Below are 23,715 nucleotides of genomic sequence, written 5' to 3'. Positions count from 1 at the left end.
GACACTCGCCGCCGACGAGCGTGCGCAAAATGCACGCGACACACCGCGAAAGCCCGTACAAACTCCCCCGCAAGCGGGTGGTGCCCCCAGGCCGGCTCGCGGGAGGTGGTGGTGCGCCCCGGCTCGCGGGAGATGGGGCTAGGCGGCCAGGGGCGAGTAGTCGGTGCTGCGTTGGCGGGCGGGGCGGCCGATGCCTTCGGCGATGGCGACCAGCTCGGCGACGGTCTTGGCCGAGCCGTTCTCCGAACCGGCCATGCGCGAGATGGTCTCCTCCATCAACGTGCCACCGAGATCGTTGGCACCGCCCTGCAGCATCACCTGCGTGCGCTCGACGCCGAGCTTGACCCACGAGGTCTGGATGCTCGGAATCCGGCCGTGCAGCATGATCCGCGCCAGCGCGTGCACCGCGCGGTTGTCGCGGTGCGTCGGCCCCGGGCGTGCCCCACCGGCCAGATACAGCGGCGAGGACTGATGCACGAACGGCAACGGCACGAACTCGGTGAAACCACCTGTGCGGTCCTGGATTCCGCGCAGCACGTTCAGGTGCCCCACCCAATGCTTCGGGGTGTCCACGTGCCCGTACATCATCGTCGACGACGACCGCAGACCCACCTCGTGCGCCGTGGTCACCACATTGATCCACTCGGCGGTCGGCAACTTGCCCTTGGTCAGCACCCAGCGGACCTCGTCATCGAGAATCTCGGCCGCGGTGCCCGGGATCGTGTCCAGGCCGGCCTCCCGCAGCGAGGTCAGCCACTCGCGCACCGACAACCCACTGCGCGTCACGCCGTTGGCGATCTCCATCGGCGAGAAGGCATGCACGTGCATCGACGGCACCCGATTCTTCACCGCCCGCACCAGATCGGCATACCCCGTCACCGGCAACTCCGGATCGATACCGCCCTGCATGCAGACCTCGGTCGCCCCGGCGACATGCGCCTCCCACGCCCGGTCGGCGACCTCGTCGACCGACAGCGAGTAGGCATCAGCGTCACCCTTGCGCTGCGCGAACGCGCAGAACCGGCAACCGGTGTAGCAGATGTTGGTGAAGTTGATGTTCCGGTTCACCACGAACGTCACGTCATCACCGACGACATCCCGCCGTAGCGAATCAGCCAGCGCGGCAACAGCATCCAGCGCCGGACCGTCAGCGGTGGCCAGGGCCAGATACTCGTCGTCGGAGCAGCCGCCCGGGTTGCGTTCGGCCGACCGCAGCGCGGCCAGCACGTCGGTGTCGATGCGCTCGGGGGCCCGGGCCGCCAGCTCGGAAACCTTCTCCCGGATGGACTCCCAGTCCCCGAACGCACTACCCAGATCGCTGCGCGTCTCGGTCAGCCGGCCCTCGGTGTCGATCGCAGAGTGCAGATCGGTGCGGCCCAACGACTCTGACGCCTCATCGGGTTCCTGCCACGGCAGGCCGACAGGGTTGACCTCGCGTGCCCAACCGGTCTCCGGGTCGGCCAGCGCATCCACGTGGCCCCGCACCCGCGGGTCGATCCACGCCGCCCCGGCCTGCACGTACGACGGCTGCGCCGTCAACCGCTGCACCAGGTCATAACCCGCCTCGGCCGTCACCGCAGCCAGATCGTCCAGCGCCGGCCACGGCCGTTCGGGGTTGACGTGGTCGGGGGTCAGCGGGGACACCCCGCCCCAGTCGTCCACGCCGGCGCCGATCAGCGCCAGGCATTCCTCACGGGACACCAGATTCGGCGGCGCCTGAATCCGCATCTTCGGGCCCAGCACCAGGCGGGTCACCGCGATGGTGGCCAGGAAATCGTCGATCCCGGCATCGGGAGTCGCGGCCATGGCCGTGTGGTCCTTGGCCCGGAAGTTCTGCACGATGACTTCCTGCACGTGCCCGAATTCCTTGTGCGACTTGCGGATGGCATGCATGGTCTCGGCCCGCTCGGTGAGATTCTCACCGATACCGACCAGCAGGCCCGTGGTGAACGGGATCGACAACCGGCCCGCGTCATCCAGCGTGCGCAACCGCACCGCCGGATCCTTGTCGGGGCTGCCGTAATGCGCCAGGCCCTTGGTCTCGAACAGCCGCCGCGACGTCGTCTCCAGCATCATGCCCATCGACGGCGCCACCGGCTTGAGCCGCGACAGCTCCGACCAGCTCATCACACCCGGATTCAGGTGCGGCAGCAGACCGGTCTCCTCCAGCACCCGGATCGCCATCGCCCGCACATAGTCGAGGGTGGAGTCATAGCCCCGCTCGTCGAGCCACTGCTTGGCCTCGTCCCAACGGTCCTCCGGCCGGTCACCCAGGGTGAAAAGCGCCTCCTGGCAACCCAACTCGGCACCGCGACGAGCCACGTCGAGAATCTCGTCGGGCTCCATGTACATGCCCATACCCTGCGCGCGCAGCTTGCCCGGCACCGTCACGAACGTGCAGTAATGGCAGGTGTCGCGGCACAGATGCGTGACCGGGATGAACACCTTGCGCGAATACGACACCGGCAACCGACCGGTCGCACCCCGCCGTCCCGCGGCCTCCAGCCCGGCGTCCCGCACCCGGGCAGCGCTCGCACAAAGGTCGGCCAGGTCGTCGCCGCGGGCCGTCATCGCGATCGCGGCCTCATCCACATTCAGCGCCACACCATCACGGGCGCGGCGCAGCACGCGACGTAAGGCGGACGACGATGCGGGGGCGGCGAGCGGTGGGACCACGGGAAGAGGCAGGTCTGCGCCGTTCTGGGGGTTCAGAGCCACTTCCGTGTAACCCCGCTGAAGTCGACGTTCATCCACGCGTCTCACATTCTGAAACCACTGCGCCTGGCATACCGGCCACAGTAGCGCCAGCTCGCCGGCGCGGCGCGGGCCCCATACCCGGACACACACAGCAAACGCGCAGACTATTCGCCGAATTTGGTGACGACCGCGTAAGTTCAGAGGGTCGGGACGCGATCATTTCGAGGAGCCACGGTGTCCGTTTCAGTCCGCTCGTATGTCATGGCGGGCGCCGCCGCTGCGACCGCCACAGCTGTCGCATTGACCCCCATCCAGGTGGTTCCCGCCGACGTCGCGGTCCCCGCGCACTCGACCACAGCCCAACCGCACCTGACCGAGGCCATGGTCAAGCTGCTGGCCGCGGCAAGCAACATGACGCCGCCGGTGCCGCCCAAGCTGCCCGCCGCGGGCGTCGTCCCCAAGGTCGGGCCGAACCCGCTGGCGGCCGCACCCACGGTGACCGGGCCCGTCGTCACCCCACAGAACGCGGCCAGTGACTGGCTCACCAACGCGTACACCGGCATTCAGGCATGGGTCGACTGGGGCGTCGACTACGCCACCGACGTTCTGTATTGGCTGAACTGGTTCGTGCCATTCACCGGCACGATCGCCGCCCAGACCGACATCTTCTACTGGACGCTGATCCGGCCCGTCTCGGACGACATCTTCTACCAGGCGGTCGTCCCGATCGTGAACGATCCGCTCAACCTGGGCGTGTGGGTCAACGGCATCGGCAATGCGATCCGCTATTCGGTCAATGACGTCATCAACTTCGGCATCGCGGAGTTCAACTACTTCTTCGGTTGGATCATCCCGCCGATTCCGCCGCTGCCGCCCATCGGGTCGTTGGCCGCCACGCAGACCACCCTCGAGTCGATCGCCAAGACGGTGCAGACCACACTGACCAGCCTGGCCGCCGGTCTGGTCCCCGCCAAGGCCGCCGAGAAGGCCGCCGCCGCGGACGCCGACCCGGCGAGCAAGCTCGCGCCGACCGCCGCGCAGTCCCCGGCGGACAAGCCGGCAGACAAGCCGGCCGAGAAGCCTGCCGAGACGCCAGCGGTGACGCCGGCGAAGGCGGACGACAAGGGCAAGTCCGACGACAAGGGCACGCAGCCCGCGGGCACCGAGGCCGGCCAGCAGCCGACCGACCCGCAGGCCGAGCCCAAGACGGACCCCAAGGCGGAGCAGCCCAAGACGGACCCCAAAGCCACCGACCCGAAGACCGAACCCAAGGCCGATCCGAAGACCGAACCCAAGACCGGCACTGCGACCGGCGAGGCCGAGGGTCCGGCCAAGCAGCAGGACGAGGTCAAGGCACCGAAGCCCGTCAAGAAACCCGGCAAGAAGGCCGGGGATAAGACCGAGGCCACCAACAACAACGCCGGCACGGATCACCCGACCGGCACGACCGGAGCGACGAAGCCCGGCAAGGGCGACAAAGCCGGAAGCGGCAAGGCCAAGGGCGACAAGGGCGCCGGCCAGTCGCAGGGCGCTGCCGGCGGCCAGAAGGCCGGTTCGGGAAGTCACACAGCCAATAGCTGAGCCAGGCGCCCAGGTTCGCCTGCTCTTGTCACACGTCGATCGCCGCGCCCTGACCGCAGAATCACCGACACCGTCGTTGGCTCTGCGTCAGCGGCGTCAGGCACTCGACCTTTCCCGCCACAACCGCAGGACCAACCAGGCACCGCGATCGACCCTGCGGCCACAGCGGCATCTACTCGATAGTTGTCGCCCTCAGTGCGGAGTCGATGCGGAAATGCCGGAGACCGGACGCTAGTCCGGCGCTGCCGCGCGCCGCTGGGCATTTCGCCACAGCACCACGCCGGGCGGCGTCGCCCCGAGCAGCAAGAAGATCAACGGTGAGGCCTGCATGATTCCGGCGCCGCCGAACACGATGTCATCGCCTGGCCCACCGAGCAGCAGGAGCACGACGGTCGTCAACCAGGCCCACATCGGCAGCGCGGCCAGGCGGGGATGGGACGTCCACTGGAGGCCGGCCCAGACCAGCGCCGCATTGACGAGACCACTGAGCAGGCCACTGATCGGGAACGGCACGGGGCCGAGGTAGAGCGGCAGGAACAGTGCGCCGGCGATGGCCGACAAGGCGCCATCGAACGCCAGCACACCGAGCATCAATGCGCGCGCCCGACCGGAGTCGGCGCGCACCGGGGCAGACGTCAGGTCGGGATGCTGTCGAGCAGACCGACGAGGGAGCCGACGACCCACTGATAGTTGTCGCCGAGGCCCTGCAGGTGCTGCAAGTTGGGGTCCAGATCCGAGTCCATGGCGGCTACCCTACTCCCCCGCTTCCCGGTCTCACGCGAGGTTTATCCCGCTGAGTAGGTCAGTTTCCACACCACGGGCGTCGCGTTCGCCGGCCGTGCCGTCGACCAACACGTAGTGCTCGACGGCACTGATCGGCAGTGCAATGTTGTTGGACAGCGCAAAGACCCGGCCGCTCGGCTCCACCGTCACCTGCGTCTGGTGGGCCCGCATGGCGGCGACCTTGGCCGGCAGGCTGTCCTGCGCGTCGATGACGGCGTCGATGCGGTGGCCGAGATCGAACGGCAGCGCCGTGGCCGGGATCCGCACCCAACTCTCGGGCAGCTCGATCCCATTGATCGACTCCAGGGCCTCGGCCATCGACTCACCGTCCATCACGGTCCAGTAGAACTTCGGGACCTGCCACGGCTCACCGGGATGGCCGTCGCCCGCCGACGCGGCGACCGCAGCCGTCGTCACCCGATGCGCCTGGATGTGGTCGGGGTGCCCGTAGCCGCCGTTGGGGTCGTAGGTGACGACGACGTGCGGGCGGAAGTCCCGCAGCACCGCCACCAGTTCGGCGACGGCCTCGTCCATGTCGGCGTCCGCGAACCGCTGACGGTGCCGCGCCGGGCTGCCTTCCATACCGGAGTCCCGCCAATGCCCGGCCCCGCCCAGATACCGCGGCCTGTCGACGCCCAATGCCCGTAGCGCCGAGGTCAATTCACCGATCCGGTAGCCGCCCAGCTGGTCAGCTCCGTCGACCGCCAGCTGTGCCCACTGCGAACCGATGACCTCGCCCTCTTCGCCCAGGGTGCAGGTGAGCACCCGCACGTCGGCGCCGCGGGCCGCGTAGTGCGCGATGGTCGCTCCGGTAGTCAGTGTCTCGTCATCCGGATGGGCATGGACGAACAGCAGCCGTGGGGTCTCCATATCCCCCAGGCTGGCATACATTCACCGGGTGACGCGACGTGCGCTGGAGTTCGGCAGTGCGGTGCTGCTCACCGGCCTGCTCGCCGGGGTCGCCGGGGCACTGACGGTCTCGTTGCTGCACGCCGTCGAACATCTCGCCTACCACTATTCGTACGGGCTGCTGCTCGACGGCATCGGCGCCAGTTCGCCGGTTCGGCGCGCGCTGGCACCGGCGATCGGCGGAGCGCTGGCGGGGCTCGGCTGGTGGATCCTGCGTCGCCGCAGCGGGACTCCGTCACTGTCGGCGACCATCGCCGGGAAGAAGCCGATGCAGCACCTGCCGATGGCGGCCGACGCGGCGCTGCAGGCCGTGGCCGTCGGCAGCGGTGCGTCGCTCGGCCGCGAGACGGCGCCGCGCCAATTGGCCGCGGTGCTCAGCAGTTACGGGACGACGTGGCTCGGGCGGCTCACGTCATCGACGCTCGGGACGCTGACGGCCCGCGACCGCGAGATTCTGCTGTCCTGCGCCGCGGGCGCCGGCCTGGGCGCGGTGTACAGCGTGCCGCTGGGTGGGGCGTTCTTCGCGGCTCGCGTCATGATGGGCACCTGGCATCCCAAGGTCGTCGGCACGGCGCTCATCACGTCGAGCCTGGCGGTCGCGGTGTCGCATCCGGTCACGCATTTCGAGCGCGATCTCATCTGGCCGGATCCGGCACTGTCGTACCAATTCGCCATGCTGGCGCTGGCCATCGCACCGCTTGCGGTGGTGATCGGCCTGGTCTTCAACAAGCTGATGGCGGTCGCCGGGCCCAAGCCGCAGCTGACGTCCTGGGTGCTCGTCCCGGGTGTCGCGCTGGCCGGGCTGGTGACCGGCATCTGCTCGATCTACCGGCCCGAGTTGCCCGGTAACGGCCGCAGCGTGCTGATCGTCAGCGTCGACGCGCAACTGAGTCTCGCCACCGCGGCGGTTCTCCTGGTACTCAAGCCGTTGCTCACCGCGCTGTATCTGCGGGTCGGCGCGGTCGGCGGCCTCATCACGCCGGCGCTCGCCACCGGCGCGGCCGCGGGCACCGTCGCGACGTTCGCCCTCAACGGTCTGGCCGGTACGCACCTGCACGTACCCGCGGTGGCATTGACATGTGCGGCCGGCGTCCTCGCCATCACGCAGCGGGCGCCGGCGTTCGCGGCGTTGTTCGTCTGGGAGCTGGCGCATCCGCCGATCTGGCTGCTGCTGGTTTTCGCGGTGGCCGCGTACTCGTCGCACGGGATCCGGCTGCTGCGGGAGCAGTCGGCGGCCCGGGCGGCCGCCGTCGCGTCGCCGGTTCACGAAAAGCTCAGGGAACCTTGACCCACTTGCCGGCGTCGCCGACGATCCCGACCGGGACGGCGCCGGTGAGGCTGACGTTCTGCACCGTCGGCCCCGCGGCGACGATCGTGGTGTCCTGCAGGATCGGCAGCACCGTCTCCATCGCCCAGAGCTTGGGCTCCAATTCGTTGAGCACGTCGGCGATCTTCTCGGTGCCGGCCAGCGCCGCGTCGATCTTCGGCTGAATCGCGTGGTCGCAGATGCCGGTCAAGTTACTGGGCGCCTGCACCAACTGGTCTCCGCCGAGCGGCTTGGGCAGCGGGAGGGTGGGCGCCGTCGACGTCACCGTCGGCGTCGATGGCTGCGGCACAGCGGTTTTCGACGTCGACGTCGACGTCGGCTGCTGGGGCGGCACCGGGGGCGTCGCGGTGGAGACGGCCGTCGCGTCCAATCCCGGGCAGCCGTAGCGCGATGCCAGCACCGTCGCCAGGTCGCCGCCGGCATGACGCCAGCCGACGATGGCGTCGACCCGCTCCAGACCCTCGGCGTACAGCGCCACCGGATCCATGGCCAGCACGGTGGCCTCGATGCCGACGCTGCGCAGTTGGTCGGCGGCCGTGTTCGCCACCGCGACCGACGTCGGGTCGTTGGCGGCGACGCCGATGGCCAGCCCCAGCGGCTTGCCGTCCTTGACCAGCCGATCGTGGCCCGGCGGTGGTGGCACGCCGGGAGGTGACGGTGGCGCGACGTCCGGCTCGATGTTGTACCCGGCGCGCACCAACAGGTCCATCGCGGCGTTGCGGTCCAGCGCCGGTGGCGCCGTCGGCACGTAGCCGGGGTCCGACGGCGTCCGGATCTGAGCCTGCGCCAGCGTCACGGTGTTGTCGCTGCCCGCGCCGACGGCGGCCAGCAGGCCGACGTCGAGGAGACCCAGCAGTGCCTTGCGGACCTGGACGTCGGTCAGTGCGGGCCGCTGCGCACGCAGCGTCAGCTGCATGACCCGCGGCGTGACGATCCGCGCGGTCCGCACGCCCGGGATGGCCGCGAGTTGCGCGAAAGTCGCCTGCCCACCGTGCACCTGGGCCACCTGGGTGTCCCGGTTACGGATCGAATCTGCAAGCGCCGCAGGCGATCCCCCGCGCCGGAACAGCACCTGGTCGGGCACCGACGGCACACTCCAGTACCGGTCGTTGCGCGCCAGCAGGATTTCGTCACGCTGCGGGTCGATGCTCTCGACACGGAACTGGCCGCCGGTCACCGGCATGGCCCGCGCCAGCCCGGCGCCGAACCCGCCCGGCACGTCCTTGACGATGTGCGCCGGCAGGATGTTGTTGAACAGCTCCCGCCACGCCGGGTAGGGCTTGGCGAACGTCACCACGGCCGTCTTACCGCCGTCGACCGACTGGACACCGGTCACCAGGTCGTAGCCGGCCGGATCGACGACGCCGGGCTGACTGACCATCTGGCGCCACTGGTACCAGTAGTCGTCGGCGGCGATCGGCGCGTTGTCGGTCCACTGCGCCTCGGGGCGAATCTTGTACGTGACGGTGAACGGGTTCTGGTTGGTCACGTCGGCCGACAACAGCAACGACGGGTCCAGTTCCCAGCGCGAACCCGACGGTGCGGCCGGGTCGGCGATGGGCCGGAACGAGCTCGGCAAGACGAGCGCCGAGATGGCCGCGTTGACCGGCGACTGGTCGGACTGCAGATGCGGATTGAAGCCGGGGCCGATCCAGTCGATGGCCATGATGATCTGGCTCATCTTCGGTGGCGGTGGGACGACGGTCTTCGTCGTCTCGGTGCTGCGCGGCGCCGGCGGCGGGCTCACGGTGCAGCCCGCAAGCGCCAGAACCGACACCAGTGCCCCGGTCGTCATCAATCGGCGGCGGGCGGTCGGCACGACAGTCAGGGTATCGGCACGGTGAGCCCGAACCACCATCCGAGGCCACCGATGCAAATCCCCGTCGCTCCGCTCGCCCCTGATGTGGTCCACAATCTCCGGTATGGGACTACTGCCTAAGCCGTACACCCCGCTGTCCGATGCCGACGTCGCCGACGCGCTGAGCCGCGCCGTCGCTGTCATCAACCCATTGCTCAACGTGCTGTCGCAAGCCGATCCGATCGGGCTGCGTAAGCGCTCCCATCGTCTGCTGAGTCCGCCCCGCGGGCTGACCGACCGGGTCCGGCGGCTGCGCCTGCGGCTCCGGCGCGTTCAGGCCGGCCGTAGCCCCAACGCCGCGGACCTGGCCATGAACGCCGGCGCGCAGCTGATGAACGCCGCCGACCTGCCCGGCACCGCCGCCTGGGAGCGGATGAGCCGAGACGAGCGCATCCACTGGTGGGTGCACCGCGTCGGCGCGTTGAACACCGTGCTGGTGGCCACGCCGGGCGCATTCGGTGTGCTGGCCCGGGTGCTGCCGGTGAGTGAGCTGGCCGGGTTCGTCAACCACGCCATCGTGTTGTGCGCGGTGGCCCGCGAATACGGCGTCACCGATCGGCGCGAGCAGGTGCGACTGCTGGCCGCGGTGTTGTGCGGACGGCAGCTGCCCGCGGACTTCGATGTGCCGCAGCCCCCGGAGCCGGAGCCGCTTCCCGACACCCCGCCGGACGGCTGGAAGCCCCTGGAGGCCATCACGTCGTCGCTGCCGGTCGTCGTCGTCAAGAGCATCTGGCAGCTGGCCGGCATCTTGCGCGCGACGTTCGACGAGATCGCCAAGCGGCCGCAGCCGAACAAGTGGTGGCAGCGTTTGAGCGCGCTGCCGTGGGTCGGCGCGGTGTCGACGTACTTCGGTGAGCGCGGGGCGCTGATCAAGGCGGCCGACGAGGGTGTCGCCTGGCTGGACCAGAACCAGAAGGCCGGTTAGCACTCCGCGAAAACGCTTGTGCCGACCGGCCTTTCGGTTCGGTGAGAGTTAGTTGCGGGCCTTCTCGCGGGCCTTGGCGCGAGCGCGCAGGCTCGCGGTCAGCTCGACCTTGCGCACGCGCACGACCTCGGGCGTGACCTCGACGCACTCGTCCTCGGCGCAGAACTCCATGGCCTGCTCCAGACCGAGCTCCAGCGGCCGCGCCAGCGTCTCCATGACGTCGGCGGTGGAGCTGCGCATGTTCGTCAGCTTCTTCTCGCGGGTGACGTTGATGTCGAGGTCCTCGGCGCGCGGGTTGATGCCCACGACCTGGCCCTCGTAGGTGTCCTGGCCCGGCTCGACGAAGAACTGACCGCGGTCGGCCAGCTGGATCATGGCGAACGGCGTCACGGTGCCGCTGCGGTCCGAGACCAGCGAACCGGTGTGCCGGGCGCGGATCTCGCCGGCCCACGGGCGGTAGCCGTCGAACACGGCGTTGGCGATGCCGGTGCCGCGCGTCAGGGTCAGGAAGTCGGTGCGGAAGCCGATCAGGCCACGCGACGGCACGATGAAGTCCATGCGGACCCAGCCGGCGGCGTGGTTCGTCATCTCTTCCATGCGGCCCTTGCGGGCGGCCATCAGCTGGGTGATGGCGCCGACGAACTCGTCGGGACAGTCGATGGTCATGGCTTCGAACGGCTCGTGCAGCTTGCCGTCGATCTGCCGGGTGACCACCTGCGGCTTGCCGACGGTCATCTCGAAGCCTTCGCGGCGCATCTGCTCGACGAGCACGGCCAGCGCCAGCTCACCACGGCCCTGGACCTCCCAGGCGTCCGGACGGCCGATGTCGACGACGCGGATCGAGACGTTACCGATGAGCTCGGAATCCAAGCGGGACTTGACCATTCGCGCCGTCAGCTTATGACCGGAGACCTTGCCGGCCAGCGGCGAGCTGTTGGTGCCGATGGTCACCGAGATGGCGGGCTCGTCGACGGTGATGCGCGGCAGGGCATGCGCGTGATCGGGGTCGGCGAGGGTGTCGCCGATCATGATCTCCGGCATACCCGCGACAGCGACGATGTCGCCGGCGACGGCCTCGGTGGTCGGGGTGCGCTCGACACCGACGGTGACGAGCAGCTCGGTGATCTTGCCGGTGGTGATGACGGGCGCGCCGTCGACCTCACGCATCCAGGCCACCTGCTGGCCCTTCTTGAGCTTGCCGTTGTAGATCCGGACGAGCGCCAGACGGCCGAGGAAGGCCGACGCGTCGAGGTTGGTGACCAGGGCCTGCAGCGGGGCGTCGGGGTTGCCCTTGGGCGCCGGGATGTGCTCGAGCAGCACGTCGAACAGCGGGTCGAGGTTCTCGCTGTCGGGCACCTCGCCGTTGGCGGGCTGAACGGTCGAGGCGACGCCGGCGCGGCCCGAGGCGTACAGGGTCGGCAGGTCCAGGGCCTTCTCGGCCGCGGCCTGGGCTTCTTCGTCGAGGTCGGAGGCGACGTCGAGCAGCAGGTCGTGGCTCTCCTCGACGACCTCGGCGATACGGGCGTCGGGCCGGTCGGTCTTGTTGACCACGAGGATGACGGGCAGGTGCGCGGCCAGGGCCTTGCGCAGCACGAAGCGGGTCTGCGGCAGCGGGCCCTCAGAGGCGTCGACCAGCAGCACGACGCCGTCGACCATGGAGAGGCCGCGCTCGACCTCGCCACCGAAGTCGGCGTGGCCGGGGGTGTCGATCACGTTGATGACCGTCACGGTGCCGTCGGCGTTGTGCCGGTGCACCGCGGTGTTCTTGGCCAGGATCGTGATGCCCTTTTCCTTCTCCAGGTCACCCGAGTCCATGATGCGTTCGGTGGAGTCGTCACCCCGGTCCAGGGCTCCGGACTGCCGCAGCATGGCATCGACGAGGGTCGTCTTGCCGTGGTCGACGTGTGCGACGATGGCGACATTTCTGAATCCGGCACTGGCCTGCTCACTCACGCCCAAGATTGTCGCAGCGAGGGGGTCGGTTTGCGAAACCGCGAACGGCCTGGCAAAACTGCTAATCGATGAAGGCCAGCAAGCTCGCCGGGGCGAAACCGAAGAAGAAGTGCTGCCGCAGCAAGCCCCGGTGCAAGCGGTGTCCGCTGGTGCTGCACAAGGTCCAGAAGGCGGCGCACCACGGGGTCCACGGCAAGGACCTCGAGAAGGTTTTCAAGCGCGCCCGCAAGGCCTGATATATACGCATTGACCTGCCTCTATGCCTGTTTCGCGAGTACCGTGGAAACGTCTCGTCAGTTCGGGGAAACCAGCGCGAGGAGGTCGCCATCATGACCATCTACGAAGTGTTGACCGGAGTCATCGGGTTCGTGCTGGCGCTCGGCGCAACGGCCGCGATATTCGCCGGATTGGCCAATTGGGCCGGCGGATTCTTCGTGGTGCGGTGTGCTGCGTGTCACCATTTGGCGTTCTCCACGGTGAACAAGCCGAAGACCGACTGCCCGCATTGCAAGTACCCCGCGCTGCTGCACCCGCTGTACACCGCGCAGCACGGCACGGCGATGGCGTCGGCGCGCGTCGTCGGCGACAAGCTGCACTACTGAGTCAGCGCGTCCTTCAACTCCGCGAGCCAGGCGCGGTCCGCCGGCACCCAGGGCAGGTCGTCGAGTTCGGCCGCACCCACCCAGCGCACGGCATGGTGATCGTGGGCGTGGGGCGCGTCGTCGGTCGACACCCGGTACGCCCGCAACGTGACGGTGTCGGACAACGGCACGTCCTCGCCCACCTTTTCCCCGACGGTCACGATGACGCCAAGTTCCTCGTGGAGTTCCCGGGCCAGCGCCTGCGCGTCGGTCTCCCCCGGCGCGACCTTCCCACCCGGCAGCTCCCAGAGGCCCGCGAGTTCCGGCGGCCGATTGCGCTGAGCGACCAGCAGTCTGGCGTCGGCGATAAGGGCTCCGGCGACGACGATCACGTCGGCCAGGCTACTGGCTCGTCGAACGTGGGGGTTTACGCGAATATTCGGCCGAAGTACCTCGTAAACCCCCACGCTCGGCGTCAGACCGGGCATCCGGCGGCTCGCAGCTTCGCGCGCACTCTCGCGACCAGCTTTTCGGGCTCGCGCAACATCGCCGCACTGACCCGGATGACCACCCACCCCATGGCTTCCAGGATCGCGAGACGTTCGATATCCCAGGCCCGCTGCCGACTGTCGTTCCAGTGCTGGACACCGTCGTACTCGACTGCCACCTTCCACTGACGCCACCCCATGTCGACGCGGATGAACGCCTCGCCGTAATCGTCGAAGAAGCGGATCTGCGTCTCGGGAAACGGAAGGCCGCCGGCGACCAGCCCCAGCCGCAGCCGCGATTCCTGCGGCGATTCAGCACCACCGTCCACCAACGTCAGAGCAGACTGCGCCCGATGCACACCGCGGGTACCTGGATTCGCCGCGATCAACGGTTCGATGTCGACGAGTTTCAGATCGGTTGCGTTCATCAGCGCATCCACTATCGGCACGGCCCGGTGCTGCGGCAGCAGTCGCGCGAGGTCGAAGGCCGTGCGGGCGGCAGTTGTGACACGCATACCGCGCCGCACACAAATGTCTTGCGGAGCAAGGGCATACGAATGAGTCGTCAGCCCTCGTGGGCTATGGCGATCTGGCCGGACCACCACCGCGGGCGCATCGGGGTCGAGCCACTTCGTACCGTGCACCGCAGCCGCAGACACCCCGGCAATCACCGCATCCGGCCCTGCGAACAGCCAACCGGCGCGCGCCTTCAACTCGGCCGTCATCTCGACGCCCTTGGCCAGGTACACGTTGCGATAAACCATGCGATACCGGGTACGCAACTGATGCTCCGTCAGGCGTCCTGTCCGCAGCGCCTGCGACCCGAGGATGAGTTGGTCCATGACGTCACCCTCGACGGGACGGGCGACAAATCTGACGCCCAGCGACCCGGTTATCCACAGGTCAGGCCGTCGAGCGTGGGGGTTTACGCGGAAAATCGCAAACGATTCCTCGTAATCCCCCACTCTCGCCGCAACAATGGGGTCATGGCCGTCCTCACCGATGAACAAGTAGACGCCGCACTGCCCGAAGGCTGGGAACGCGCCGACGGCGCGCTACGCAGGTCCGTGAAGTTCCCGGCGTTCCTCGACGGTATCGATGCCGTCCGCCGAGTGGCGATCCACGCGGAAGCCAAGGATCATCATCCGGACATCGACATCCGTTGGCGGACAGTTACTTTCACCCTGGTCACACATTCCGAGGGTGGTATCACCGACAAGGACGTGGAGATGGCCACGGACATCAACGGACTGGTCGTCTAGTCCTGGTTCGCAGGGCCATCCACGCCAGCGTCACCACCGTCATCACCGGGTAGATCAACCCCGCCCAGGACAGGTACCACGGACGGCTGATCACCCAGATCGTCGGCTGCGCGAAACTCAGCAGCCACGGCACGCCGACCAGCAGCAGCACCAGCCAGATCCAACGCAAGACGCGCGCGGAAGCGAGCTCCGCGAACGGCCCGTGCCACAACCACATCATCAGCGGGATCAGCCACACCCAGTGGTGGGTCCACGAGATCGGCGAGAACAGCAGGCCGAACAACTGCACGACGAGCAGCGCGCCCAGTCGATCCGGCCGGCCGGGACCGTAGACGGCGCGCCAGGCGAACACCGCCAGCACGGCCGTCAGCACCACCGCGATCAGCACCGCGGGCTCGAAACCGGCGTCGTGGCCGACGATCCGCGAGATCGCGCCGCGCCAGGACTGGTTGAACGACGTCGCGACGGGACCGATCCGGTGGGCGTCGCCGAGCAGGTCCGTGAAGTAGTAGAGCGCCTGGTCGCGCAGCACCAGCCACGACACCAGCACGGTGCCGGCGAAGGTGACGGCCGCGAACACCGCAGCGCCCCACCGGCGGACGCCGAGGAAGTACAGCCCCGTGACCGCGGGCGTCAGCTTCACCCCGGCGGCCAGACCCACCAGCAGACCGGACCACCACCAGCGGGTGCTGTAGACGGCGTAGAGAACGGCCAGTACGAGGACGACGTTGATCTGCCCGTAGTCGAACGTGCTGCGCAGCGGCTCGGTCCAGATGCCGACGGCCGTCCAGGCCATGGCCAGCCGGTGCGAGGGATCGACTGGACATTTCCCGTCGCTTCGCTCGCCCCGAAACCCGATGAGCCGCAAGCTGATCCACACCACGCCGTAGAGCGCACCGATGATCCCGACCTGCCAGCAGAACGCCAGCAAACCGAACGGCACGAAGTGCAGCGGATAGAACAGCACTGCCGCGAACGGCGGATAGGTGAACGGCAGCGGGAAGTCCGGGGTCTGGTCGGCGTAGACGTAGTCGTACAGCGGGCGACCACTGCCGAGGGTCGCCGCGCCGCCGAAGTAGACGTGGAGGTCGACGAAGTTGGCCCCGTTGGGGACCAGGTAGGTCCACGCGAAGCGCGCGGCGACGCTGAGCGCCAGCATCAGCGGCGCCCATCGGAGAACTGATCGCGTGGCGGTGTTTATCGCATGACTGTAACGGTCGGTCACCCTTCGCCTTCCGATCAGTAACGGATCCATAAATGCCACACGTGTCACTTGAGTAACACCAGTAACTGAATAGCTTCGGTGATGACGCGCCACGACTGGACCGGGAGGACCCCCAAAATGCGCACACGCACCACTGGAAAATTGTTGGCCACCAGCATGATTGCCGCCGCCGGCGCAGTCCCGGTGGCGATCGCCCTGAGCGCGGTCGCCGCCGCCGACCCGGCCCCCGCGGCCCCGGCCCCCGTCGTGCCCGGCACGCCGCTGGTCAACGAACTCGCCCAGGCTCCGGTCCAGGCGCTGTCGGGTGTCACCCAGGCCCTGACCTCGGGCGCGCCGGCCGCCGCTCCGGCCGCTCCGGCCGCCACTGCATCGGTGACCCTGCCGCAGAACCTGGTCCCCGGCGCCACCGCTCCGGCGGCCGCTGCCCCGGCCGCCGCTGCTGCGCCGGCCCCGGCCCAGGGCCTGATCCCGTCGGCCAACATCAACCTGCCGCAGATTCCGGGCTCGCCCGTCCCGCTGCCGAAGCAGGTCGCCTTCCCCGGTGACCTGACCTCGCTGCTGCCGGCCGGTACCCCGCTGGCGAACCTGCTGCCGCAGCCCGCTGCTGCTGCCGCGCCCGCTGCGACCGCCGCAACCGCTGCGACCTCGCCGCTGACTGCCCCGCTCGCCGCCGCGACCGCACCGCTGGCCGCACCGCTGGCTGCCGCTGCTCCGGCCGCTGCCGCCCCGCTGGCCGCCGCCACGGCACCGCTCGCCGCTCCGGCTGCGGCGGCGTCGCCGCTGGCCACCGCACCCGCCGCCGTGGCGGCTGCCGCACCGGCTGCACAGGCCATCCCGGGCGTCGTCCCGGGGATCATGAGCCTGACCAGCCTCGCGCCGGTCATCACCTCCGGCTTGCCGTGATCCGCGCCGTAACCAGATAACCGATACGAAACCGGGGAGAGAGTCATGCAATCGAGGAAGCTGTTCGTCGCACTCGGCGCATCCGTCGCACTCACGATCAGCGCGGCCACCGTCGCCCACGCTGATCCGGCGTCGCCACTGCCGTTGCCGCTGCCCATCGATGGCCTGCAGGCTCCTGGTCTGCCGGCCATGCAGACTCTCGCCCCGGTGATCCAGCAGGCCGCCGCTGACCCGGCGGGCGCCGCGGAGCTGCTCATGGCAGCAGCCCGGGCGTTCGCCGGGAACAAGGCGGCACCGTCGGATTCGAAGAATCTGGCCAACGCCGTGAACCAGTTCGCCGCCGACCCGGCCGCGAACCACGTGCCCGCCCCGGGCGCCGTTCCTGGTGCCGAGGCCCACCTGCCGGCCGGCGTCGACCCGGTGCACGCCGTCGGCCCGGTGGCCGAGGCCGCTCCGGCACCGGCCCCGGAGGCTGCCCCGGCTCCGGCCCCCGAGGCCGCACCCGCACCCGCCGCAGCGCCTGCTCCGGCACCCGCCCCTGCCCCGGCACCTGCGCCGGCGCCGGCTCCTGAGGCCGCCCCGGCCGCTGCCCCGGTCACCCAGGCCGCGGCGACGGTCCCCGCCCCCGAAGCCGCCCCGGCCGCTGCGCCGGCCCCCGCGCCGGCCGGCGCGTTCGGCCCGGGCACGCCGATCACGCAGGACTTCATGTACCCGTCGATCAGCAACGGCTGCGGCGCTGACGGCGGCAATGTGCTGGCGACTGCGATCAGCGTGGCGGGCCCCGCGAAGATTCCGACCCCGGGCCCCGGCCCCGGCCAGACCGCCTACGTGTTCACCGCGGTCGGCACGCCCGGCCCGGCCGCCGAGCAGAAGCTGCCGCTGAACGTCACCTGGGTCAACCTGACGACCGGCAAGTCGGGCAGCGCGACCCTCAAGCCGCAGGCCGACATCAACCCGCAGGGCCCGACGACGCTGACCGCCATCGTCGACACCGGCTCGGGCAGCATCATGTCGACCATCTTCGGTCAGGTGACCACGACCGAGAAGCAGTGCCAGTTCATGCCCACCATCGGTTCCTCGGTGGTGCCGTAATCACAACATCGCTCGGGCCTGCTGTCGGCACGCGTCGGCTATCCGCTGTTCGCGGCCGTACAGCAGGCCGAAGGTGAAGCCGTTCTCACCGGCCGTCGTGCCACTCGCCAGCGCCAGGCGGCGCAAGATGTCAGATGCGACCACGGTGTCCTGGTGATCGCCCAGGATCGACTGAAATCGCTTGTAATGCTTGACCGTTCGCTTCGAGCCCTCGACATCGCGGCATAGCTCCGCCGCGTACCGGGCGCGCTTGGCGGCCTTGCGGGCGCGGTGCAACAGCGCGGCGTCGACGTCATCGCCACCGAGCGCTGCGACGAGCCGTCGGTCAGCTTTCCGTTGGGCCTTACGTGCCCGCTTGACCAGTGCGGCGGTGCTCGTCTCGAGATCGACCGGTGGCGCCGTGCGCCATGACCGCAGCACCGTCATCATCGCCCGGTAACGCGGCGAGTCCATGGCCTCGGTGATGCGCGCCCGCGCGGGCAGCTCGACGGCCTGCAGGTCATTGCGGATGCGGGCCCGGACCGGACCCAGGATCAATTCTTCCGGCAACTCTTCGAGCGCTTCGGTGAATCTGAACTGCTGCACCTGACAATCACGAACCTCGCCGAGCAGCCCCGCGAACCATCGCAGGTCCTCATCGAGCTCTTCGACAGCGGCCTGATCCAGCAGCTTGCCGAACACCCGCAGCGTGCTCCGCAGCCGCCGGATCGCCACCCGCGTGTCGTGGATGGGGTCCTGTCCCCGCCGTAATTCGATGTCGCCCAACACGATCTGGTCGATCTGGGCGTTGAGGTACCCGAGCAACGCACGCGCCGCGGGCGACACGCGCTCGACGGACCGAATCTGCGGCAGGACGTGGGCGAGCTTCGACGGAAAGCGCGACGGCCGGGCGCCCGCGGCTTTCAGACGGCGGACGAGGCGCTTCGGCATCGACGGGGTGTGCGGCCCCAGTTCGACTTCGACCTCACGCCAGGCGAGTAGCCGCTCGTTCGCCGACGCCCGCACCGAATCGTCGGCAATCTCGGCATAGAGTTCGCCGGACCCGGGCTCGGCGAGCCGGTACCGATCCCGGACGGTGTGGATCGTGGCGACGCTCGCCAGTTGCTTGCCGAGGCTGATGCCGCCGAGGAGCTCAGCGGCCGCATCGGGCAACTTCTCCGTCAACGCCCAGTGCAGTTCGACGCGCCCATCGGCGGCCGGCACCTTCAGCTGCCACCCCGTGTCACCGTCGCCGGAGCGACGGCGCAGCTGGACGCGGTGCGCCAGCAGGTCGCGGTCGCTGGTGTCGTAGTAGTCGCTGGTGAGGTCGACGGTGTCGTGCTCGATGTCGGCGTCCGGGACGATGCCGCGTAGGTCGGGCAACCGAAACCGGTCATCGACGTCCCACTTGCCTTCGCGTTCCAGAACCTCGTGCATACCCAGGGGCATAGCCGCGTGCTCCGGCGATCAAACCAGCCGTGGTGTCGAGACGATGCCGAGGTCAACCAGCCGACGGCATCGTCTCGACGTGGCGGTCAGAGCTGGATCTGGCCGCCGTCGACGGCCAATTCGGCACCGGTCATGAAGCTGCTCTGGTCCGAGGCCAGGAACAGCACCGCGGCCGCGATCTCCTCAGGGCGTCCCAACCGCTTCAGCGGCACCTGCGCCGCCATGCCGTCGAGGAGATCCTGCTTCTGCTCGGCCGGTGCCAAGCCGGTCAGTCCAGGGGTTTCGATCGGTCCCGGGACGACGGTGTTGACCCGGATCTTGCGGTCGGCGAGCTCCGCTGCCCACGTGCGACCGAGCGACCGGATGGCAGCTTTGGACGCGGCGTAGAGCCCGAACGCCGGAACGCCTTCGGACGCGGCGGTGGAGCCGGCGAGGATGATCGACGCGCCGTCGTTCAGCAGCGGCAGCGTCTTCTGCACGGTGAACACCGTGCCGGCCACATTGCGGTCGAAGTTGTCGCGGTAGTGCTGGGGTGTCACATCGGCGAGGGTGGCGAAGTCGCCGCCGCCGGCATTGGCGAAGACGACGTCGAGGCCCGCGCCGTGCTCGGCGATCGCGGCGGCGAGGACGTCGAGCTCCTCTGGCTTGCTGATGTCGCTCTGGACACCGTGCGCGCCGATGGCTGCGGCCGCCTCATCGAGCCGCGTGCGATCACGTCCGGTGATGAACACGTACGCGCCCTCATCCGCGAGGCGCTTTGCGGTCGCCAGGCCGATGCCCGACGTTCCCCCGGTGACCAGTGCTGTCTTGCCGTCGAGCTGTCCCATGATCGTTGTCCTCACTGTTGTGTGCCGTTCGGCAGTCACAACATAGGTGATGTGTCACCTATTCCGCGGCATTCAGCACAGTCCACAGCCGAACGATGCGCTCGTCGACGATCTCCGCGACGTCGAAACCCGACGCCACCGTGGCGTCGTCCGGAGTACGTACCTCCCACGCCAGGAAGCCCAGGCCACGGGTCCGGCGCACCGGGCCGGCCTTCACGAAATGCAAGCCTGCCAGCTTTTCCTGCAGCTCAGCCACCTTGGCATTCAACCGGTCGCGGCCGACGGTCACGCCGTCATCATCGACCCACGTGACATCGTCCGAGTAGGTCTCCGCGATCGCGGCGGCACGGAGCCGTGGGTCGCGTTCATCGAACACGGCGAGCAGATTGGCTTCCATCAAGCGGGTGATGACTTCACTCATGACGCTCCCTATAGGTGATTTATCACCTAATTCTAACCCGGCGCGGGCGGGAGCGAGCTGTGGTGATCGAGGTTGACGTGAATGTGCTCCAGTGCCGCGGTGAACGGTCCGAGCAGGTTCTCCGGCAGCGGGTCGAAGAACAGACTGCGCACGAGGTCGACGTGCCCGGGTGCGGCCTCGGCGATCGCCCGCCGGCCGTCGGCGGTCAGCACGACATTGGTGGTGCGGCCATCCGCGGCGCTCGGTCGGCGCTCGGTCAAGCCGCGTTGTTCCATGCGACGCAATTGGTGCGAGAGCCGGCTGCGTTCCCAGCCGATCTGCGCGGCCAGGTCACTGACACGCAGGCCGCCGCCGGTGTCGCCGCTGAGCGCGACCAGCACGTCGTAGTCGGCGAGCGAGAGCCCCGAGTCGGCTTGCAGCTGCCGGTTCATCTCGTAGTTCATCCGAAGCTGTACCCGCATGTAGGCGACCCAGGCCCGCTGCTGCTTCGGCGTCAGCCAGCCCCGCTCGGGAGTCGGCTCCCCTGCCTTTCTCGGCGTCACGGTCGCCAGTATGACGGTCGGACAGACCCGACTACGCAACAGCGAGCGTGGCCACCCCCCAACGGCAGCCACGCTCGCCTTGGTTGATGGCTCAGTAGGCCATGAAGAGAATCATCTCGCGGTCGTACTCCCGACCGGGGTGTTGCTCAGCGAGGTGGGCCTGGGCCTTCTCGACCAGATCGTCCTCGTCACTGCCGGAAATCGCCTCGCCGCAGGGGCAATTCAAGTGTGTCTTAGCCATACACATCACCTTCCCATACGCATGATGGTCGGTATGGAGATTTACGACGTCATGCGCACGACCGGGGCTGTCCGCAAGTTCAGCGGCGAGCCCCTGCCCGACGACGTGCTCGAGCGCATCCTCGACAACGCGCGCTTCGCCCCGAGTGGCGGCAACCGGCAGGGCGCGCGGGTGATCGCGGTCCGTGACGTCGAAACCCGCAAGAAGCTGGGCGAACTGTCCAAGCCGGGCGCCCGGCAGTACATCGCTCAGATGGCCGCCGGCGAAGGGCCGTGGAACCCGTTGCAGCCCTGCGGGGTTGATCCGGCGGTCGTGGCGGCGACCCCGGTACCCGATGGCATGGTCACCGGGACGCTGCTGGGCGCCGAGGTCGTGCTCGTGGTGTGCCTGGACCTCGGCGTGGCAGCGGCGTTCGATCAGCACCTGGACCGCATCGGTGTGATCAGCGGCGCGTCGATCTACCCCTTCGTCTGGAACATCCTGCTGGCCGCGCGCAACGAGGGCTACGGCGGCGTGCTGACGACCATGGTGGTCGCGCAGGAGCCCAAGGTGCGCGAGCTGCTCGGCATCCCGGACAACTACGCCGTCGCGTGCATGCTGCCGCTGGGCAAGCCCGTCAAGCAGGTGACGAAGCTGACCCGGCGTCCGGTTTCGGAGTTCACCACCCGCGAGCGGTTCGACGGTCCGCCGCTCTGATCGCGTCGAGCGTGGGGCTTGACGAGGGGAATCGCGAGAATCTCCTCGTCATCCCCCACGCTCGAATCAACACTCAGGCCTTGGCGGCCTTCGCCACTGCTTTCATCTGCTTCTTGTAGGCGCGAACCTGGTCCAGTGAGCCCTTGTCGACGACGTCGGCGACGGACATGTGCGTGCCCTGCTTGCCGTAGTCGCCGGCGGCGGCGCGCCAGCCCTCGGGTGTGACGCCGTACTGCTTGCCGAGCAGCGCCAGGAAGATCTTGGCCTTCTGCTCACCGAAGCCGGGCAGCGCCTTGAGCCGGCGCAGCACCTCTTTACCGTCGGGGTTGCCGGTGGTCCACAGGGCCGCGGCGTTGCCGTCGTACTCGTCGACGATCACCTGCGACAGGGCCTGCACGCGCTTGGCCATGGAACCCGGAAAGCGGTGCACCGCAGGGGTTTGCGCGAACAGCTCGGCGAACTTGTCGGGGTTGTACTCGGCGATCTCGCGCGCATCGAGCGAGCCCATCCGGTCCTCGAGCTTCTTCGGCCCGGCGAACGCCACTTCCATCGGAATCTGCTGATCCAGGAGCATCCCGACCAGCAGTGCGAACGGGTTGGACTCGAGCAGTGCGTCGGCGGACGGCTCCTGAACCAGCTGCAGCTTCGACATCACGTCAGTTTAAAGCCTGCGAATGCAGTCGCGACGGAACACCGGTGATGGTCGGAGGAGCCAGACCAGGGTCGCGAAAACGCAGACTTGCGGTCTAGACAAAGGCATAACCGAGGGCATCCGCTCCAAGCGCGATTCTATGGAGGCCGGACACCGAATAGCATCGGCTACGCCGACCACGGAGCTCAGTCGACTCCTGAGTCTCCTGAGAGTTCGGTCCCGCAGGGTTTGCCCTGCCGTTCCGGTACCGGTGATGGACGGACAAGACCAGGGTGGATAGCCTTTGAGCGTCGATAAAAATTCCTGCGCTCGCCTGCCGAAACCGACGCCGAGCGGACCTAAAGCGACCCACGCCGACATGCAGAGCTTCCATCATCGGCAAGGCCGCCGCTCAGCCGTCAGCAAGGCCCTACTGCCGGAATCCGCCAGGTTGTCCGGGTTCGGGTTCGGGCCGTCCCCTTTCTCAAGCAACCGAAGCAACCCCCCTGGGTGGCCGCTTAGCCGCGAAGCGCACGACCATGCCGTATCGGCACTGTGAGCGGTTAGTCAAGGAACCGCACATGCGACTTGTCTATTCGGCCATCGAAGGGCGCGATTGCATACCTCGACAGATGAGTATTTATTTCCGATATGAAAGATTGAAGATTCCCGAGAGGATCCTCGACGACGTCGCCGTCAAAAATACGAAAGTTCTGCAAGTACGTCGTAAACATCGGATCCGCAGCATCGAGACATAACAACTGCAGGTTCTGCAATGCTTTAATAATTCCAAGATCCGCTGTGGGCATAGCCTCCAACAGGACTCCGCGGACGCTGAAGTACCATTGAACCAAAGCGTGGCGACAGTTGAGCGGATATCCACGACGGTCCAGTACGGAAAAGGGCCCCAATCGATCCCGTCGTATATACAAGATAATATTGTCTTCTTCGTATGGCAGGAATAGCCCCGGCGGGAACGGATACAGATCGTGAACATCCGCCGTGTTGCCAGAGCGAACAGCGTAAGTTTCGCCATCGGCGTTGACGACCAGCTCCAAATGTAAGCACATCAAACCCCTGGATAAACAATCGAACGCGTCCTGCCCGCTAGCCCCCAGTATTCGGGAATCGACGATTCGGGACTCAAAATCTAGCGCCACGCGCCCGCCCTCGCTGCATATGTCCTGAATGTTACGGACGGATAGCAGTCTGTCATCTACCGTTCGTATGATCGGCTCGCATAGCCAGCCATCTCCCGCCACAATTAGCGGCTCTTCGCAGTTGAGGGTGTAGAGGTCATCGGCGCGTCGTTGCCGGGATAGGGGTCGAGGTCTCTCGAAGATGA

At 68.1% G+C, this 23,715-nt stretch carries 24 protein-coding genes; 9 read left to right on the top strand and 15 right to left on the bottom strand.

The genetic code is table 11. The annotated features are described in order from the left end of the window. Window positions 1-138: 138 nt before the first annotated feature. Window positions 139-2,718: a bifunctional FO biosynthesis protein CofGH gene (locus ACJH6H_RS19270; RefSeq protein WP_318986224.1), complete on the bottom strand. Its 2,580-nt coding sequence runs from the start codon at window positions 2,716-2,718 to the stop codon at window positions 139-141. A gap of 213 nt (window positions 2,719-2,931) precedes the next feature. Here ACJH6H_RS19270 and ACJH6H_RS19265 point away from each other — a divergent pair, with 213 nt between their 5' ends. Beyond that, a complete protein-coding gene (locus ACJH6H_RS19265) occupies window positions 2,932-4,278 on the top strand; it encodes a hypothetical protein (RefSeq protein WP_406775584.1) in 1,347 nt (448 codons plus the stop codon). Between the two features lie 231 nt (window positions 4,279-4,509). Here the strand turns inward: ACJH6H_RS19265 and ACJH6H_RS19260 are convergent, their stop codons facing one another. Together ACJH6H_RS19260 and mshB are read right to left on the bottom strand one after the other, a co-directional pair. Continuing rightward, entirely contained in the window at window positions 4,510-4,962 is a 453-nt protein-coding gene (locus ACJH6H_RS19260; RefSeq protein ID WP_406775583.1) for a hypothetical protein, read from the bottom strand. A gap of 90 nt (window positions 4,963-5,052) precedes the next feature. Then, entirely contained in the window at window positions 5,053-5,931 is an 879-nt protein-coding gene (gene mshB / locus ACJH6H_RS19255) for an N-acetyl-1-D-myo-inositol-2-amino-2-deoxy-alpha-D-glucopyranoside deacetylase (RefSeq protein WP_133425568.1), read from the bottom strand. Between the two features lie 28 nt (window positions 5,932-5,959). Here mshB and ACJH6H_RS19250 point away from each other — a divergent pair, with 28 nt between their 5' ends. Continuing rightward, window positions 5,960-7,258 carry a chloride channel protein gene (locus ACJH6H_RS19250; protein WP_406775582.1) on the top strand — a complete coding sequence of 433 codons (1,299 nt, stop codon included), beginning with the start codon at window positions 5,960-5,962 and terminating at the stop codon, window positions 7,256-7,258. Here ACJH6H_RS19250 and ACJH6H_RS19245 read toward each other — a convergent pair. Next, window positions 7,245-9,155 (bottom strand): ABC transporter family substrate-binding protein, encoded by a 1,911-nt coding sequence (locus ACJH6H_RS19245; protein WP_318986228.1) that lies wholly within the window; start codon window positions 9,153-9,155, stop codon window positions 7,245-7,247. The genes ACJH6H_RS19250 and ACJH6H_RS19245 overlap by 14 nt on opposite strands. 64 nt (window positions 9,156-9,219) lie before the next feature. Here ACJH6H_RS19245 and ACJH6H_RS19240 point away from each other — a divergent pair, with 64 nt between their 5' ends. Next, window positions 9,220-10,080: a hypothetical protein gene (locus tag ACJH6H_RS19240; RefSeq protein WP_318986229.1), complete on the top strand. Its 861-nt coding sequence runs from the start codon at window positions 9,220-9,222 to the stop codon at window positions 10,078-10,080. 48 nt (window positions 10,081-10,128) lie between these two features. Here the strand turns inward: ACJH6H_RS19240 and typA are convergent, their stop codons facing one another. Then, on the bottom strand, window positions 10,129-12,033 hold the full coding sequence (typA, locus tag ACJH6H_RS19235) for a translational GTPase TypA (protein WP_318986230.1): 1,905 nt from the start codon (window positions 12,031-12,033) through the stop codon (window positions 10,129-10,131). 68 nt (window positions 12,034-12,101) lie between these two features. Between typA and ACJH6H_RS19230 the strand changes: the two genes are divergently transcribed. Next, on the top strand, window positions 12,102-12,269 hold the full coding sequence (locus ACJH6H_RS19230) for a hypothetical protein (RefSeq protein ID WP_165605901.1): 168 nt from the start codon (window positions 12,102-12,104) through the stop codon (window positions 12,267-12,269). A 93-nt stretch (window positions 12,270-12,362) separates the two neighbouring features. After that, window positions 12,363-12,635 (top strand): hypothetical protein, encoded by a 273-nt coding sequence (locus tag ACJH6H_RS19225; protein WP_073698499.1) that lies wholly within the window; start codon window positions 12,363-12,365, stop codon window positions 12,633-12,635. On the opposite strand, the gene ACJH6H_RS19220 is transcribed toward ACJH6H_RS19225, so the two are convergent. After that, the gene (locus ACJH6H_RS19220; RefSeq protein ID WP_318986279.1) at window positions 12,629-13,015 is read right to left on the bottom strand and encodes a (deoxy)nucleoside triphosphate pyrophosphohydrolase; all 387 of its coding nucleotides are present in this window, start codon (window positions 13,013-13,015) and stop codon (window positions 12,629-12,631) included. The genes ACJH6H_RS19225 and ACJH6H_RS19220 overlap by 7 nt on opposite strands. A gap of 74 nt (window positions 13,016-13,089) precedes the next feature. Further along, on the bottom strand, window positions 13,090-13,944 hold the full coding sequence (locus ACJH6H_RS19215; RefSeq protein WP_318986231.1) for a DUF559 domain-containing protein: 855 nt from the start codon (window positions 13,942-13,944) through the stop codon (window positions 13,090-13,092). Window positions 13,945-14,088: 144 nt separating this feature from the next. Between ACJH6H_RS19215 and ACJH6H_RS19210 the strand changes: the two genes are divergently transcribed. Continuing rightward, a complete protein-coding gene (locus ACJH6H_RS19210) occupies window positions 14,089-14,364 on the top strand; it encodes a 4a-hydroxytetrahydrobiopterin dehydratase (RefSeq protein WP_064979105.1) in 276 nt (91 codons plus the stop codon). Here the strand turns inward: ACJH6H_RS19210 and ACJH6H_RS19205 are convergent. Continuing rightward, entirely contained in the window at window positions 14,345-15,523 is a 1,179-nt protein-coding gene (locus ACJH6H_RS19205) for a mannosyltransferase (RefSeq protein ID WP_318986232.1), read from the bottom strand. The genes ACJH6H_RS19210 and ACJH6H_RS19205 overlap by 20 nt on opposite strands. A 183-nt stretch (window positions 15,524-15,706) precedes the next feature. Here ACJH6H_RS19205 and ACJH6H_RS19200 point away from each other — a divergent pair, with 183 nt between their 5' ends. Both ACJH6H_RS19200 and ACJH6H_RS19195 read left to right on the top strand, forming a co-directional pair. Beyond that, complete coding sequence (locus ACJH6H_RS19200) at window positions 15,707-16,492, top strand: hypothetical protein (protein WP_318986233.1); 786 nt, start codon at window positions 15,707-15,709, stop codon at window positions 16,490-16,492. A gap of 45 nt (window positions 16,493-16,537) precedes the next feature. Next, entirely contained in the window at window positions 16,538-17,584 is a 1,047-nt protein-coding gene (locus ACJH6H_RS19195; protein WP_406775581.1) for a hypothetical protein, read from the top strand. On the opposite strand, the gene ACJH6H_RS19190 is transcribed toward ACJH6H_RS19195, so the two are convergent. The 5 genes from ACJH6H_RS19190 to ACJH6H_RS19170 all read right to left on the bottom strand — a co-directional run bounded on the left by ACJH6H_RS19190 (window position 17,585) and on the right by ACJH6H_RS19170 (window position 21,043). Continuing rightward, window positions 17,585-19,000 carry a CHAD domain-containing protein gene (locus ACJH6H_RS19190; protein WP_406775622.1) on the bottom strand — a complete coding sequence of 472 codons (1,416 nt, stop codon included), beginning with the start codon at window positions 18,998-19,000 and terminating at the stop codon, window positions 17,585-17,587. Window positions 19,001-19,098: 98 nt separating this feature from the next. Further along, window positions 19,099-19,839, bottom strand: a complete 741-nt coding sequence (locus ACJH6H_RS19185) for an SDR family oxidoreductase (RefSeq protein WP_318986236.1) — start codon at window positions 19,837-19,839, stop codon at window positions 19,099-19,101. Window positions 19,840-19,897: 58 nt separating this feature from the next. After that, the gene (locus ACJH6H_RS19180) at window positions 19,898-20,260 is read right to left on the bottom strand and encodes a nuclear transport factor 2 family protein (protein ID WP_406775580.1); all 363 of its coding nucleotides are present in this window, start codon (window positions 20,258-20,260) and stop codon (window positions 19,898-19,900) included. A 32-nt stretch (window positions 20,261-20,292) separates the two neighbouring features. Then, on the bottom strand, window positions 20,293-20,721 hold the full coding sequence (locus ACJH6H_RS19175; RefSeq protein ID WP_406775621.1) for a MarR family winged helix-turn-helix transcriptional regulator: 429 nt from the start codon (window positions 20,719-20,721) through the stop codon (window positions 20,293-20,295). A gap of 172 nt (window positions 20,722-20,893) precedes the next feature. After that, window positions 20,894-21,043, bottom strand: a complete 150-nt coding sequence (locus ACJH6H_RS19170) for a DUF1059 domain-containing protein (RefSeq protein WP_064859942.1) — start codon at window positions 21,041-21,043, stop codon at window positions 20,894-20,896. Between the two features lie 33 nt (window positions 21,044-21,076). Between ACJH6H_RS19170 and ACJH6H_RS19165 the strand changes: the two genes are divergently transcribed. Beyond that, window positions 21,077-21,739, top strand: a complete 663-nt coding sequence (locus tag ACJH6H_RS19165) for a nitroreductase family protein (protein WP_406775579.1) — start codon at window positions 21,077-21,079, stop codon at window positions 21,737-21,739. A 73-nt stretch (window positions 21,740-21,812) separates the two neighbouring features. On the opposite strand, the gene ACJH6H_RS19160 is transcribed toward ACJH6H_RS19165, so the two are convergent. Both ACJH6H_RS19160 and ACJH6H_RS19155 read right to left on the bottom strand, forming a co-directional pair. Then, window positions 21,813-22,391: an HhH-GPD-type base excision DNA repair protein gene (locus ACJH6H_RS19160; protein ID WP_406775578.1), complete on the bottom strand. Its 579-nt coding sequence runs from the start codon at window positions 22,389-22,391 to the stop codon at window positions 21,813-21,815. Between the two features lie 542 nt (window positions 22,392-22,933). Further along, window positions 22,934-23,715, bottom strand: a 782-nt coding sequence (locus tag ACJH6H_RS19155; RefSeq protein ID WP_406775577.1) for a hypothetical protein, incomplete at its 5' end; no start/stop codon positions are given.

Source organism: Mycobacterium sp. SMC-21 (assembly GCF_045310825.1).
Taxonomy (GTDB): Bacteria; Actinomycetota; Actinomycetes; order Mycobacteriales; family Mycobacteriaceae; genus Mycobacterium.
This window is presented reverse-complemented; position numbering and strand designations above follow the sequence as displayed.

Excerpts from the sequence above, each read along its gene's own strand:
- mshB (WP_133425568.1), bottom strand. The coding sequence starts at position 5,931 with ATGGAGACCCCACGGCTGCTGTTCGTCCATGCCCATCCGGATGACGAG.
- ACJH6H_RS19245 (WP_318986228.1), bottom strand. The coding sequence starts at position 9,155 with ATGGTGGTTCGGGCTCACCGTGCCGATACCCTGACTGTCGTGCCGACC.
- ACJH6H_RS19240 (WP_318986229.1), top strand. The coding sequence starts at position 9,220 with ATGGGACTACTGCCTAAGCCGTACACCCCGCTGTCCGATGCCGACGTC.
- ACJH6H_RS19230 (WP_165605901.1), top strand. The coding sequence starts at position 12,102 with ATGAAGGCCAGCAAGCTCGCCGGGGCGAAACCGAAGAAGAAGTGCTGC.
- ACJH6H_RS19225 (WP_073698499.1), top strand. The coding sequence starts at position 12,363 with ATGACCATCTACGAAGTGTTGACCGGAGTCATCGGGTTCGTGCTGGCG.
- ACJH6H_RS19215 (WP_318986231.1), bottom strand. The coding sequence starts at position 13,944 with ATGGACCAACTCATCCTCGGGTCGCAGGCGCTGCGGACAGGACGCCTG.
- ACJH6H_RS19210 (WP_064979105.1), top strand. The coding sequence starts at position 14,089 with ATGGCCGTCCTCACCGATGAACAAGTAGACGCCGCACTGCCCGAAGGC.
- ACJH6H_RS19205 (WP_318986232.1), bottom strand. The coding sequence starts at position 15,523 with ATGCTGGCGCTCAGCGTCGCCGCGCGCTTCGCGTGGACCTACCTGGTC.
- ACJH6H_RS19200 (WP_318986233.1), top strand. The coding sequence starts at position 15,707 with ATGCGCACACGCACCACTGGAAAATTGTTGGCCACCAGCATGATTGCC.
- ACJH6H_RS19195 (WP_406775581.1), top strand. The coding sequence starts at position 16,538 with ATGCAATCGAGGAAGCTGTTCGTCGCACTCGGCGCATCCGTCGCACTC.
- ACJH6H_RS19190 (WP_406775622.1), bottom strand. The coding sequence starts at position 19,000 with ATGCACGAGGTTCTGGAACGCGAAGGCAAGTGGGACGTCGATGACCGG.
- ACJH6H_RS19185 (WP_318986236.1), bottom strand. The coding sequence starts at position 19,839 with ATGGGACAGCTCGACGGCAAGACAGCACTGGTCACCGGGGGAACGTCG.
- ACJH6H_RS19180 (WP_406775580.1), bottom strand. The coding sequence starts at position 20,260 with ATGAGTGAAGTCATCACCCGCTTGATGGAAGCCAATCTGCTCGCCGTG.
- ACJH6H_RS19175 (WP_406775621.1), bottom strand. The coding sequence starts at position 20,721 with ATGCGGGTACAGCTTCGGATGAACTACGAGATGAACCGGCAGCTGCAA.
- ACJH6H_RS19170 (WP_064859942.1), bottom strand. The coding sequence starts at position 21,043 with ATGGCTAAGACACACTTGAATTGCCCCTGCGGCGAGGCGATTTCCGGC.
- ACJH6H_RS19165 (WP_406775579.1), top strand. The coding sequence starts at position 21,077 with ATGGAGATTTACGACGTCATGCGCACGACCGGGGCTGTCCGCAAGTTC.
- ACJH6H_RS19160 (WP_406775578.1), bottom strand. The coding sequence starts at position 22,391 with ATGTCGAAGCTGCAGCTGGTTCAGGAGCCGTCCGCCGACGCACTGCTC.